This window comes from Acinetobacter sp. AOR43_HL (assembly GCF_027854635.1).
Lineage (GTDB): Bacteria > Pseudomonadota > Gammaproteobacteria > Pseudomonadales > Moraxellaceae > Acinetobacter > Acinetobacter pittii.
On record NZ_JAKTHX010000018.1, the window covers coordinates 218,052 to 231,074 of the forward strand.

At 39.9% G+C, this 13,023-nt stretch carries 10 protein-coding genes; 5 read left to right on the top strand and 5 right to left on the bottom strand.

Translation table 11 applies throughout. The features are described from left to right. Nucleotides 1-175 precede the first annotated feature (175 nt). The 3 genes from MKL33_RS07930 (at nucleotide 176) to katG (ending at nucleotide 5,723) form a co-directional block, all read left to right on the top strand. On the top strand, nucleotides 176-661 hold the full coding sequence (locus MKL33_RS07930) for an RNA pyrophosphohydrolase (protein ID WP_000567255.1): 486 nt from the start codon (nucleotides 176-178) through the stop codon (nucleotides 659-661). Between the two features lie 85 nt (nucleotides 662-746). Next, entirely contained in the window at nucleotides 747-3,041 is a 2,295-nt protein-coding gene (gene ptsP, locus MKL33_RS07935; RefSeq protein WP_005066019.1) for a phosphoenolpyruvate--protein phosphotransferase, read from the top strand. 525 nt (nucleotides 3,042-3,566) lie between these two features. Next, nucleotides 3,567-5,723 carry a catalase/peroxidase HPI gene (gene katG / locus MKL33_RS07940; RefSeq protein ID WP_270906775.1) on the top strand — a complete coding sequence of 719 codons (2,157 nt, stop codon included), beginning with the start codon at nucleotides 3,567-3,569 and terminating at the stop codon, nucleotides 5,721-5,723. 66 nt (nucleotides 5,724-5,789) lie between these two features. On the opposite strand, the gene MKL33_RS07945 is transcribed toward katG, so the two are convergent. Then, entirely contained in the window at nucleotides 5,790-6,842 is a 1,053-nt protein-coding gene (locus MKL33_RS07945) for an MBL fold metallo-hydrolase (RefSeq protein ID WP_068930404.1), read from the bottom strand. A 654-nt stretch (nucleotides 6,843-7,496) separates the two neighbouring features. Between MKL33_RS07945 and hcaR the strand changes: the two genes are divergently transcribed. Both hcaR and MKL33_RS07955 read left to right on the top strand, forming a co-directional pair. Then, nucleotides 7,497-8,402 carry a DNA-binding transcriptional regulator HcaR gene (gene hcaR / locus MKL33_RS07950; protein WP_002115024.1) on the top strand — a complete coding sequence of 302 codons (906 nt, stop codon included), beginning with the start codon at nucleotides 7,497-7,499 and terminating at the stop codon, nucleotides 8,400-8,402. A 266-nt stretch (nucleotides 8,403-8,668) separates the two neighbouring features. After that, a complete protein-coding gene (locus tag MKL33_RS07955; protein ID WP_270906776.1) occupies nucleotides 8,669-9,346 on the top strand; it encodes a DUF1345 domain-containing protein in 678 nt (225 codons plus the stop codon). Nucleotides 9,347-9,404: 58 nt separating this feature from the next. Here MKL33_RS07955 and MKL33_RS07960 read toward each other — a convergent pair whose 3' ends face one another. The 4 genes from MKL33_RS07960 to MKL33_RS07975 all read right to left on the bottom strand — a co-directional run bounded on the left by MKL33_RS07960 (nucleotide 9,405) and on the right by MKL33_RS07975 (nucleotide 12,433). Next, on the bottom strand, nucleotides 9,405-10,010 hold the full coding sequence (locus MKL33_RS07960) for a glutathione S-transferase family protein (protein ID WP_005079230.1): 606 nt from the start codon (nucleotides 10,008-10,010) through the stop codon (nucleotides 9,405-9,407). Between the two features lie 49 nt (nucleotides 10,011-10,059). Next, on the bottom strand, nucleotides 10,060-10,755 hold the full coding sequence (locus tag MKL33_RS07965) for a helix-turn-helix transcriptional regulator (RefSeq protein WP_002114898.1): 696 nt from the start codon (nucleotides 10,753-10,755) through the stop codon (nucleotides 10,060-10,062). A 74-nt stretch (nucleotides 10,756-10,829) separates the two neighbouring features. Beyond that, nucleotides 10,830-11,504: an HAD-IA family hydrolase gene (locus MKL33_RS07970; protein WP_086393951.1), complete on the bottom strand. Its 675-nt coding sequence runs from the start codon at nucleotides 11,502-11,504 to the stop codon at nucleotides 10,830-10,832. Beyond that, the gene (locus MKL33_RS07975; RefSeq protein ID WP_017481996.1) at nucleotides 11,501-12,433 is read right to left on the bottom strand and encodes an RluA family pseudouridine synthase; all 933 of its coding nucleotides are present in this window, start codon (nucleotides 12,431-12,433) and stop codon (nucleotides 11,501-11,503) included. Before MKL33_RS07975 ends, MKL33_RS07970 begins: the two co-directional genes overlap by 4 nt. Nucleotides 12,434-13,023 lie beyond the last annotated feature (590 nt).

Consider the following 13,023-nt stretch of genomic DNA (forward strand, 5'->3'; position numbering starts at 1 on the left):
CTCGTTTAAACTGAAATTTAAGAAAAAAAATGTAAATCTATCTCCGCTAGTCGATAGAAATTCGTTAAGATCGTAGCAATTTAAACATTTTACTTTGATCTTTTCGAGCTGGACATAAAAAAGTGTTTGTCCCCGCGATTAAAGTCAACGATATAGACAATATTTAGGTAGCCAAATGATCGATTCAGAAGGTTTCCGACCGAATGTCGGGATCATTTTGGCAAACGATGATGGACAGGTTTTATGGGCAAAGCGCATTGGTCACAATGCTTGGCAATTTCCACAAGGAGGCATCCAGTTTGGAGAAACCCCTGAACAGGCACTTTTTCGAGAACTGAGAGAAGAAATCGGCTTATTGCCCGAACATGTCCAGATTATTGCGCAAACCAAAGGATGGCTGCGTTATCGTTTGCCACATCGGTACATTCGGTCAGACTCTGACCCCGTATGTATCGGACAGAAACAAAAATGGTTTTTACTGAAGTTAACTGCGCCTGCAAAAAATATTCAGTTAAACCTTTCCGACCCGCCCGAATTCGATGAATGGCAGTGGGTTAGCTATTGGTATCCTCTTGGACAAGTGGTGAACTTCAAGCGTGATGTTTATCGTAAAGCCATGGTGGAGTTGTGTACACAGTTGCCGATGCAACAATTACCCTAAAAATCATTTATCTAGCAAATGATTTTTATTAAAAGTGCTGTTATAAATACATTCATAGTCTAAAAAAATACTGGAGTATACATCCATGTCAAACATGCAACTCGACACTCTACGGCGCATTGTCCAAGAGGTTAATGCGTCCGTCAGTTTGCATGAATCATTAGACATCATGGTTAATCAGGTTGCTGAGGCCATGAAAGTGGATGTTTGCTCTATTTATTTACTCGATGAACGTAACCAGCGCTATGTATTGATGGCCTCTAAAGGCTTAAATCCAGAATCTGTAGGCCACGTATCTTTGCAACTCGGTGAAGGCTTGGTTGGTCTGGTCGGGCAACGTGAAGAAATCGTTAACCTTGACAATGCGCCAAAACATGAGCGTTTCTTGTATTTACCTGAAACAGGCGAAGAAATTTATAACTCTTTCCTCGGCGTACCTGTCATGTACCGTCGTAAGGTTATGGGTGTTTTGGTTGTCCAAAACAAACTTCCTCAAGATTTTAGTGAAGCTGCCGAGTCTTTTTTAGTTACGCTGTGTGCCCAGCTTTCTGGCGTTATTGCTCATGCTCATGCAGTGGGTAATATTGACGTATTTCGTAAGCCGAGTAATGGACCTGCCTACAAAACCTTTCAAGGCGCTTCAGGTGCAGGCGGTGTTGCTTTAGGTCGCGCTATTATTTTATATCCACCTGCCGATTTGGGTTCTGTGCCTGATCGTGAAGCAGAAGATATTAGCGATGAACTTCGAATTTTAGATCAAGCCATTTCATCAGTACGTTCAGAGATTCGTTCTCTGGATGAAAAAATGCATGATTCACTCATGGCCGAAGAGCGCGCTTTATTTAGTGTTTTCTTAAGAATGCTAGATGAAAATGCATTGCCAGCAGAAATTAAAGAACTCATTCGTGATGGACATTGGGCACAAGGTGCAGTACGTCGTGTCATTGAAAAACACACTGCCCTTTTTGCACAAATGGAAGATGATTATCTTCGTGAACGAGTTTCCGACCTTAAAGATTTAGGGCGACGTATTTTAGCCTCTTTGCAAGAAGAAGACTCTAGCCATCGTGACCTGAGTCCAGACAGTATTTTAATTGGTGAAGAGATTAGTACTGCGGCACTTGTAGAGTTGCCAGTAGACAATATTGCAGCGATTGTGACATCCGAAGGTGCAGCCAACTCACATATGGTGATTGTTGCTCGTGCATTAGGTATTCCAACTGTAGTTGGTGTAACTGAACTACCAGTGAACACACTTGATGATGCAGAAATGATTGTGGATGCCTATCAGGGCCGTGTTTTTGTTAATCCGCCACGTCGTTTACGCCAACGCTATAAAGAAATTCAGAAAGAAGATGAACAAATCGCAAAAGATCTCAAACAATATGAGACCAAAGAAGCGATTACTCCTGATGGTGTGTCTGTTCAGCTCTATGTGAACACGGGCCTCATGATTGACGTAGTACGTGGTGTACAACGTGGTGCTCAAGGTGTAGGTCTATATCGAAGTGAAATTCCATTCATGTTACGGGAACGTTTCCCGGGTGAAGAAGAACAACGTGCAATCTACCGTCAACAGTTGAGCCACTTTGCCAACAAACCTGTGGTGATGCGAACACTGGATATTGGTGCCGATAAAGACTTGCCGTATTTCAGTATTGAAGAAGAAAACTCTGCATTAGGCTGGCGTGGTATTCGTTTCACGCTTGATCATCCCGAGATTTTTTCTTCGCAAATTCGCGCTATGCTCAAAGCCAGCATTGGTTTAAATAATTTGCATATTTTATTGCCAATGGTCACTACAGTCAGTGAAGTCGAAGAAGTACTTTATTTACTTGAGCGTGACTGGATTGCAGTGCAAGAAGAAGAGCAAGTTAAAATTACCAAACCAAAAATTGGAATTATGGTTGAGGTGCCGAGCGTACTGCTACAAATTGATGAGTTTGCTGAACTCGTCGATTTCTTCTCGGTCGGCTCAAATGACTTAACCCAGTATTTACTTGCAGTTGACCGTAATAATCCACATGTAGCAAACGTTTACTCACACTTTCACCCATCCATTCTACGTGCGCTAACCCGCTTAGTTAAAGAATGTCATGAATACAAAAAACCTATCAGTATTTGTGGTGAAATGGCAGGTGATCCATTATCAGCAATCCTGCTCATGGCAATGGGCTTTAATACCCTTTCAATGAGTTCGAGTAACATTTTGCGAGTAAGAAAAGCAATTTGTCATGTCCCTATGACAGATGCACAAAAATTGCTGGATGATGTCATGAAAATGAATAATCCACTCATCGTGAAAAGTTGGCTTGAGTACTATTTTAAAACTCACGGTTTAGCTGATATGGTTAAATCGAATAGAATCGTAAATGTTTAAATATAAACAATAAAGGAGGGCAATGCTCTCCTTTATTTTGTTTAAGATAGCTTCTACTACAACTCAATATAAAAAATTTCATCTCACTATTGCCGCCATCTTAATCTTTTAAATAAACATATAATCGGTTTTTTAAATCAATATTGACAGTTTAATCCATTTGAAAAATAAGACTCCTACTCCTAGTATATTTACAGAGCGTTATTAAAAGATCTTACGTTGTTCCAACAATTGAAGAGGTAATTCTATGCATCGTTATTTACAAGTTCCATCTTATTTTTCCTCTTGTTTTTTAACCTTCATGCAGTAAATTGGAGGAATAACAAGTAAAGGAATCTGATGCATTATTAAATAAAATATAATGGCCGACATCTCAGTGAAAAGACTTTTAAACGGTTTCTCTCACCATTTGTTCTCCCATTTCTTTATTTAGTAAACATGAGTTTTTAAACCAGAAGTCCAGGAAAATGAGCCCTAACATTTTTACGAAGAGCTCAATAATTATTACCCAGAGAGAATATAACCATGTCAGACGAATCAAAATGCCCTTTTTCAGGCCATAAATCAAAACCAGAGGTAACGGTCGGTGGTGGCACGCCTAGTTTACACTGGTGGCCAAAACAACTACGCGTCGACCTACTCAACCAACATTCAGAACGCTCTAATCCACTCGGTAAAGAATTTAATTACCGTCAAGAATTTAAAAAACTCGACTACTACACCCTCAAAGCTGATATCAAAAATGTATTAACCGATTCTCAAGATTGGTGGCCAGCCGATTGGGGAAATTATACAGGCTTATTTATTCGATTAGCATGGCATGCTGCCGGTACATATCGCATGGGCGATGGTCGTGGTGGTGCTGGTCGTGGTCAACAACGTTTTGCGCCATTAAATAGTTGGCCTGACAATGCACGCTTAGATAAAGCGCGCCGCTTATTATGGCCAGTTAAACAAAAATACGGTCAAAAAATATCGTGGGCAGATTTATTTATTCTTGCTGGAAACATCGCACTTGAATCTTCGGGTTTCCGCACCTTCGGTTTTGGTGCAGGTCGTGAAGATGTTTGGGAACCAGACAACGATGTAAACTGGGGCGATGAAAAAGAATGGTTAGCTCATCGCAACTCTGAAGCATTGGAAGGCAGCAATCTAGCTGCAACCGAAATGGGTCTAATTTATGTAAACCCTGAAGGCCCACAAGCCAGCGGTGACCCTAAATCAGCTGCACCATTTATTCGCGCGACTTTCGGCAATATGGCAATGGATGATGAAGAAATTGTTGCCTTAATCGCAGGCGGTCATACTTTAGGTAAAACTCACGGCGCTGCCTCTGCTGACCATGTTCAGGCTGATCCTGAGGGAGCTTCAATTGAACAAATGGGCTTTGGCTGGTCAAACAGTTTTGGCACTGGTGTGGGTAAAGATGCGATCACTTCAGGTTTAGAAGTGATTTGGTCACAAACACCAACACAATGGAGCAACTACTTCTTTGAAAACCTATTCAAATACGAGTGGGTACAAGAGCGCTCACCTGCTGGTGCAATTCAATGGGTAGCAGCAGATGCTGAGGCAATCATTCCAGATCCATTCGACCCATCAGTTAAACGTAAGCCAACAATGCTTACTACAGATTTGACCTTACGTTTTGATCCTGAGTTTGAAAAGATCTCTCGTCGTTTCCTTAACGATCCACAAGCATTTGCCAATGCTTTTGCTCGCGCTTGGTTCAAGTTAACTCACCGTGATATGGGTCCAAAAGCACGTTATTTAGGTCCTGAGGTTCCGGCTGAAGATTTAATCTGGCAAGACCCATTACCTGTTGCCAGCGCTATACCGTCTGCTGCTAGCATAGATGATGCAAAAGCAAAAATTGTTGCATTGGGATTATCTGCTGGTGAGCTAGTTTCCCTTGGTTGGGCTTCGGCATCCACGTTCCGTGGTGGAGACAAGCGTGGCGGTGCAAATGGTGCACGTATTGCTTTATCGCCACAACGTGAATGGGACGTAAATAAAAAAGCAGTTGAGACTTTAAGCAAAATTGAAGAACTCAAAGCATCTACTCAATTATCATTAGCTGATTTAATCGTGCTTGCAGGTAACGTTGGTGTAGAGCAAGCTGCTCAAGCGGCTGGTTTCAATATTAGCGTTCCATTTGCTCCTGGTCGTGTTGATGCATTACAAAGTCAAACTGATGTCGAATCTTTCCAATTATTGCTCGGCCTTGCCGATGGTTTTAGAAACTGGAAAAAAGAGGGTGTCAGCGCAACAACTGAGGCATTATTAATTGATAAAGCACAACAACTGACTTTGACTGCACCAGAATTAACTGCATTGATTGGTGGTTTACGTGTACTGGATACCAACTGGGATGGCTCTCAACACGGTGTATTCACTCAGCAAGTTGGTGTACTCAGCACAGACTTCTTCACAAACTTACTCGACATGTCGAATGTATGGGCACCTGTTGATTCAACAAGCGAAGTATTTGAAGGCAAAGATCGTAAAACAGGCGCAGTAAAATTTACCGCAACACGTAATGATTTAGCCTTCGGTTCAAACTCAATCTTACGTGCATTAGCCGAAGTTTATGCTCAGGCAGATGGTAAAGAAAAATTTGTTCAAGACTTTGTTGCTGCATGGACCAAAGTCATGAATCTTGACCGTTTTGACTTAGCTTAATTTAAGTCAAAATAGTAAAAAGCCAGTTCAATTTGAACTGGCTTTTTTAATATCAAGCATCGTTTTTTAAACAGTCAGTTTGTGTCCTTCCCGAATGCAATAAAAAGGATTTGCAAGCTTTGACGAAGCTTTAATTGCATGTGCTAGAGCATGCTCTGGATCTTCTCGGTCTTCATCAGTCAACTGGAAAGTTCGATAGTGAATCGCAATAGAACGATGAGCCTGTAAATCGAAGTGCGCATGTAGCGCATCTTGCGGGTTCATATGAACATAGCTCATCAGTTCACGTGGCTCATACGCACCTATTGGAAGCAAGGCAACTCGCGGTGCGCCATAACGGGCATGTATTTGCTTAAAATGACCCGCATAACCGGTATCACCCGCAAAGAAACAATGACCTGTTTTAGCCACAACCGAAAAGCCGCCCCAAAGTGCCTTATTCTGGTCGCGCAAACCACGACCTGAACCATGCTGTGCAGGTGTATAGATTATTCTTAATTCGTGATAAGGTATTTCTTGCCACCAATCCATCTCAATGACATGGAACTCTTTAGGTAGATAAAAACCATTCCCGAGTCCAGTGTAAATTGGCATTGCGAATTTTTTATGTAGCCATTCAAGCGTCGCCAAGTCCATATGGTCATAATGATTATGGCTGAGCAAAACTCCATGAATCGTCGGTAATTGTTCTAGTGCAAAACCTGCCGGGCATACACGGCGTGGGCCACGCCCTTGTGAAGGACTTGCATAATCACACCACACTGGGTCGGTAATAAAGTTATAAGGACCAATCTGAACCAATACCGTTGCATGCCCAACAAACCAGACTTGCCAATCATCCAGATCTGCCTGAGGTCGATTTTGCGGCAAAGCTACAGCCGTATTTACACGGGTTTCATATTCATTTTGAATATCCACTTTCCATGTAAAAGACTCACGCGTAACCAACCAACGCAATAACTCTTTTGAGCCACGAGCAGGTGATTTAGGTTGTTGATTATAAAAACGTGTATCCGTTTCATGCCCAGACTCGGGATGACAAAAAGGAGGTTTTATCCATGTATGCGTCCAACAGGACTGAGTCGGCAATTGATATGTTAATGTCGGCTTGTCTTTCATGGGCTTTTCTATGTTTTAGCATCAGCAGAATGGATGTGATCAGGTTTCTATCTTAACGATTAAAACAAATTAAGCTATGGCACTTACACTTATTTATCATATAAATATCCATTTTATCGTGGTCATAGCCAACCTACGTTAAATTAGAGTGCCATAAAAAACACTTAGATGTGTTGAGTTTATGCGTCAATAATTACCATTCTTACTAAGACTTCTTGTATAACATAACAATTAGAAGATGACGAAAAGCCGCCATAGAACCTGTCTATTTCATCTTTGTCGCCCGTAATTTTTAACTTAAGATTCTTCTGTGCAATGAAAACAATATATTTAGTAACAATTACATTTAGGTAGATCTTAGTGACCTCTAGGTTATAAATTTATTTTATTATTCTAGTTTTTGCATAATATGAGAATTTCTTAAATGAATATTTAAATCCTTTAGAAAATTCTTTGATTAATTATAAATAATGTATTTATTATTTAATTATTAATATATTTTATGAATTATTAGAGCTTATATTCCCATATTAAATCTTTAATGAAAATTAAAATTCCATTTATTTTATAAATACCTAAATCACCTTCACGCTATATCTATTTATGCTTTATACTTCACTTAAATCATAGTAAGACATTTTTTGGATTAGTCTTATGGAACTACGCCATCTCCGATATTTCATTACCGTTGCTGAAGAATTAAATTTTAGTAAAGCCGCTCTTAAACTTTTTACTGCACAGCCCTCTCTTAGCCAACAAATTAAAGATTTAGAAGAAGACGTTGGTGTACGACTTTTAAACCGCACAAAACGCAAAGTTGAGTTAACAGAAGAAGGCGAAGTATTTTTAGAACATGCTCGACTCACCCTCGCTCAGGCTGAAAAAGCGGTCGCTATGGCACGACAAGTTTCTAAGGCTAAACAGCAATTGTTACGTATCGGTTTTGTTCCCATCGCAGAAATGAAAATTTTCCCTTATGTACTTCCTAATCTTCGACTACAACACCCCGACCTTACTATTGAACTATCTAATTTAAACAATACTGAACAGCTTAAAGCCTTAAAAAAAGGAGAGCTGGACATTACGTTTACTCGTGAAAATACAGATAGTGATGAAATACAAAGCCAATTTGTTTTAACTGAACCCCTGATTTTCTTACTTCCTAAAAATCATCCACTTGCTCAATATGATCGAATCCCAGTCCATGCCTTACAAGGTATTGACTTTATTATCCCGGCAGCCGAGCAATCACAAACCTTACATAACACTATTTTAGATTTCGCTAAAACTCATAACATTGAACTGAATATTGTTCAAAGAGCAGACAGTATATTATTCAATATTAACTCTCTTGGTTCTGGATTAGGCTGTACAATTTTACCTGCCTACGTTGCGCCTTTAGGCATCAAAAACACGATAGTTCGTCCACTGGATGTCGACTTACCAACACTTGATTTATTCGTAAATTACCGTAAAAACTCACAGTCTTTAGGCGTTCAAAAATTCATTGACCAGCTCACTAAAGTATTCCATTTAGATAAAAACTTAAACCATGCTTAATTATTACGAATAACTTTATTATTAAGCACATGATTAATAAGATCATCTTTATAAAAAAGTATAAATAAATCTTCTTTCTATTTATTTTATACTTTTTATAAACAGTTTAATCCGCGGTAATGTCTTATTTTACCTAATAAGTAAAATTAAATATCTCATGAATATAAATGAAACGAATTGAAATAAAATCTATATAAAACCATATATTATTTTCACCATTTAATAAAAAATAATATATTTACCGTGTAATAAAGGAGACTAGGAAAATGGTTGGCGTATTTCAACATCTAGGACGTAGTGTACAAAACCGCCCGCATTTCTTTATTGCTTTATTCATAGGTATTGTCACAACTGGTATTTTGACATGGTTAACATCATGGAAGTGGTCAACTATTTTATTAGTCAGCTGGAATGCTTCCGTTAGCATATATTTACTCCATGTTTGGCAACTCATGAAAAGTGCCGACCATTCACAAATGCAACAGCAAGCTAAAAAACAAGATGAAAGCAAATGGGTCATTATGCTGATTGTTTTATTGGCATTAATCATGTGTCTGGTTGCTATTCTAATTCAACTGTCACAGCTCCCTTCTGACAGTTCTGCAAAGTTAGGTCATGTGGCTTTAGCTTTGCTCACCATTGTGTCTGCATGGCTTTTTATGCATACCGTTTTTGCTCTACATTATGCCCATGATTTTTATATAGCTTTATCTAGAAATGAGGAAAATGGAGGGTTAGATTTCCCTGACACAAAACAGCCAACTTATCCTGATTTTCTATATTTTAGTTATATTATTGGTACTTCGGCTCAAACTGCGGATGTGTCAATTACCACCAAGCACATGCGTCTTTTAAACTTATTTCACGCTGTGTTGTCTTTTGGATTTAATACCACCATTTTAGCGATTTGTATTAACGTTGCTGCTGGCTTTCTTACCAATTAAAACCTTTATTTGAAAACAAAAAAGCCACCCCTTTGGGTGACTTTTAAGAATATTAGGTTTACAGCAGTTGCCCCATAGTACTTTGTTTTAAGCCTTCACGCTGTTTGATCGTTTCAACATAACGGGTAATAGCAGGATGTGATTCAATCGCATTCATTTTTAACTGCCATAAAAGCATTGCTCCAACACTTACATCTGCTGCGGTAAATTGCTCACCACATACATACGGATTTGCTTCACTCAATCCCTGAACTAAAGCTTGATAAGCATCGTTGTAATCGCCATAGCCAACAAACATTTTTTGCTCAGGTGATACTTCTATGCCTAAAGCTTTATCAACACCCGCAGCTTCCCAAGGGCCCGCCATCACAAATAACCAACGATAGTACAAACCACGTTTTGGATCATTCAAGGCTGGTGCCAAACCTTTATCACTAAACTTGTCGGCTAGATATGCACAGATTGCACCCAACTCATAAATCACGACATCGCCATCTACCAATACCGGTACTTTTCCGAAAGGATTAAGTTTTAGATATTCAGGCGATTTCATCTCGGTCTTATATGCGACTTCAATTCGTTCACATTCAACACCCAACTCGACCAAAAGCCAGTCAATAACGACACCACGTGACTCTTTGTTAGTATAAAGTTTAAGGCTCATTCTTATTACTCCTTGTTTATCGTAGTTCCTAGTTTACAAATAACTTTTGTCAGTTTTTGTCAGTAGTCCTTTGCATTTCTTGTTTCCACCATCTTTGAAACAGATGTTTTTTAAATTCAGGATATATTTCCTCACTCATTTGCAAGTCATGGATACGATCTATCCGAAAATGGCGAAATGCCTGCCGTAATTCACACCAAGCAGCAAGTACAACTTTGTCATGTAAATATCCTAAAGCAAAAGGCCAAAGTGAACGTTCACTTAACCGTTTTTGTTCATCGCAATAATCGACTTTTATTTTTACTTGTTTACGAATCGCTAAACGTACTTGTTCTACTAAAGCTTCATCAACCGGATGCCAGTAATGTGTAACGCCTAGCGTCATGTCATCGATCAAATATTTCCGGTGCTCAGGTAGAACTGCATAAAGTTTAGAATAGATTGAAACGGCTGCCGATTTCATTGCCTGATCTGGAACGTCTTTCAACCACTCTAAAGCTAAAAATAGAGCTTCGGCTTCATTCTCATTAAAAGTAACCGGTGGTAATAAAATGTCTTCTTTAAGCTGAAAACCTAAGCCTGCTGAGGCATCAATTCTTACACCTTGCTCACGTAAGCTATCAATATCTCGATAGACACTTCGAACACTAATGTTTAGGCTTTCAGCCAAGACTTGCGCTGTGATGGGGTAACGGGCTTCACGGAGCTGTTGTAAAAGATTTAATAGACGAATTGAACGGCTCATTTTTCTCTTCTTATTGTTTTGTTATTCAGCTTAAAGAAAGAGGGAACGAATTCCCTCTTTAATACTGTTTCAATTTAAGCGACATCTACAGTAGGTAACTGAGCATATCCTCTCAAAAAGCTGTGAAGCTCTTGTACATCTTTAGCAATCGTTAAAGGTTGGAACTTTTGCAGAACTTCAACCGAATGTACGCCATAGCCTACTCCGATACGCGGCATCCCTAAACGCTGTGCCATCTCAAGGTCATAGCTACTATCACCAATCATGACTGCTTGCTCAACACTCACTCCAGTTACAGTCAATATTTCTTGCAGCATGAGCGGATCTGGTTTTGAACGTGTTTCGTTGGCTGCCCGAGTTACATCAAAAAGATGAGTACTTTGTGTTTTTGCGATTACACGGTCTAAGCCACGGCGGTTTTTACCCGTTGCAACTGCAAGTTTTAAACCTTGGGCTTTTAAATCATGGAGTAGTTCAGAAATACCCTCAAACCATGCATCACTAGTCGAGTTCGCAATATAGTGATCGCCATATGCCTTTAAGATCGAGTCATGCAATTCTGGCGCTTCTGGAAATAAGGTCTGCATCACCTCAGGCAAGCCTAACCCAATAATACTTTTTGCGGCTTCATCGCTTAGAGACAATTCATGTTGCTCTGCTGCATGTTGTAGGCTCGCAACAATCTGGCCAACAGAGTTATATAAAGTTCCATCCCAGTCAAAAATTACTAATTCGGTTTTCAGACTCATTTTGCTACTCTCAAAGCCTTTAATAACTGGGTCATGTCTTCTGGTAACGGCGCTTCAATCGGTGGATAACCCGGAATATCTAAACGCATCGCGTGTAAACATAAACGTCGTGCCTGCGGACCTGTGTACTCAGTGGTGTGTCCATATTTATCATCACCCAACAACGGATGTCCAATACTTAAACCATGGACACGAATTTGATGAGTACGGCCTGATAACGGCGATGCATGAACTAAAGTGGCATTTTTAAAACGCTCTGCAACCACCCATTCGGTTTTACTCGGTTTACCTTCTTTAGACACACGCACACGACGCTCGCCATTGGCTAACTCGTAACGAAATAAAGGAGCATCAATGAGTTGTTTGTCGAGACTCACCTGACCTTTTACAATTGCCGCATAAGTCTTACGAATTTTGTGCTCACGCAACATATCTTGTAGCAGCTTTAAAGTACTACGTTTCTTGCTAATCATGACCAGCCCAGAGGTGTCACGGTCGATGCGGTGAATTAGTTCTAAATATTTTTTACCTGTCGCTGCGCGTAAAGCCTCAATCAAACCATACGCCACACCACTACCGCCATGTACAGCAATACCTGATGGTTTATTGATGACTAACAGGCCTTCATCTTCATAAACCACGCGGCTGAGTAGGCTTTGTGCTACACTATCACTTACAGGAGCAGCGGTTTCATCCTTTTGTTCATAGCGAATAGGTGCAACACGAATCTGATCTCCAATCTCTAATTTGGTCTCAGCTTTAATACGTTTTTTGTTTATTCGAACCTGACCTTCACGAATCAAACGATAAATACGACTCTTAGGTACACCCTTTAAACGCGAAAACAGGAAATTATCAATTCGCTGTCCTGCTTGATGTTCATCCACCTCAAACCAAGTGACACTTTGCCATTGCTGTGTAGAATTCATACTAATATTTAAACCTGAAATTTTGCTAAATTTGATTAATAAATGACCGATTAGCTTAGTTTTTTCACAAGAAATCTAAGCTTAGCCCATAGGCAGATGCTGCAAGGTTTGATATAGTCAGCGCACGGATACCGCCGTAAGTGAACATCTAATAGGGAATTTCCCTGATTGAAACCTCAATCAAAATGATGCTTTCATCACCAGCTCGGATTGGTCCTAAAGAATTATGCCGACGCCGAAGGCTTATTATATCGGCAAAATGACAAACTGTTGCGTTTAATTCAGTTTGTTCAAAAAAATATGTTACCAACTCTAGTTGGTTATGGAACGTAAACTGATACACATCAGACAAATCGCTCCTTAATGTTGCCTTCAGGCTAAAGCGTTGATGCATTGGAACTGCCGAAAGCACCGATACGATGAGCATTCCGTATCAAACTTCCAAAAAGAAGTCACTTCGCGCCCAATGACAGTGAAAGTCATTAACCAATGCACCGCTCACCCGCCAGTGAAGCACTAAGGAAGTCCGATTTAAAGGTTGAAGCAGTATTGCCTACATCACAGACGAGAATCGAAGCTAAGGCTAAATG

What these genes read in the sequence shown, in the direction of transcription:
- MKL33_RS07930 (WP_000567255.1), top strand. Translation starts at nt 176, where the DNA reads ATGATCGATTCAGAAGGTTTCCGACCGAATGTCGGGATCATTTTGGCA.
- ptsP (WP_005066019.1), top strand. Translation starts at nt 747, where the DNA reads ATGTCAAACATGCAACTCGACACTCTACGGCGCATTGTCCAAGAGGTT.
- katG (WP_270906775.1), top strand. Translation starts at nt 3,567, where the DNA reads ATGTCAGACGAATCAAAATGCCCTTTTTCAGGCCATAAATCAAAACCA.
- MKL33_RS07945 (WP_068930404.1), bottom strand. Translation starts at nt 6,842, where the DNA reads ATGAAAGACAAGCCGACATTAACATATCAATTGCCGACTCAGTCCTGT.
- hcaR (WP_002115024.1), top strand. Translation starts at nt 7,497, where the DNA reads ATGGAACTACGCCATCTCCGATATTTCATTACCGTTGCTGAAGAATTA.
- MKL33_RS07955 (WP_270906776.1), top strand. Translation starts at nt 8,669, where the DNA reads ATGGTTGGCGTATTTCAACATCTAGGACGTAGTGTACAAAACCGCCCG.
- MKL33_RS07960 (WP_005079230.1), bottom strand. Translation starts at nt 10,010, where the DNA reads ATGAGCCTTAAACTTTATACTAACAAAGAGTCACGTGGTGTCGTTATT.
- MKL33_RS07965 (WP_002114898.1), bottom strand. Translation starts at nt 10,755, where the DNA reads ATGAGCCGTTCAATTCGTCTATTAAATCTTTTACAACAGCTCCGTGAA.
- MKL33_RS07970 (WP_086393951.1), bottom strand. Translation starts at nt 11,504, where the DNA reads ATGAGTCTGAAAACCGAATTAGTAATTTTTGACTGGGATGGAACTTTA.
- MKL33_RS07975 (WP_017481996.1), bottom strand. Translation starts at nt 12,433, where the DNA reads ATGAATTCTACACAGCAATGGCAAAGTGTCACTTGGTTTGAGGTGGAT.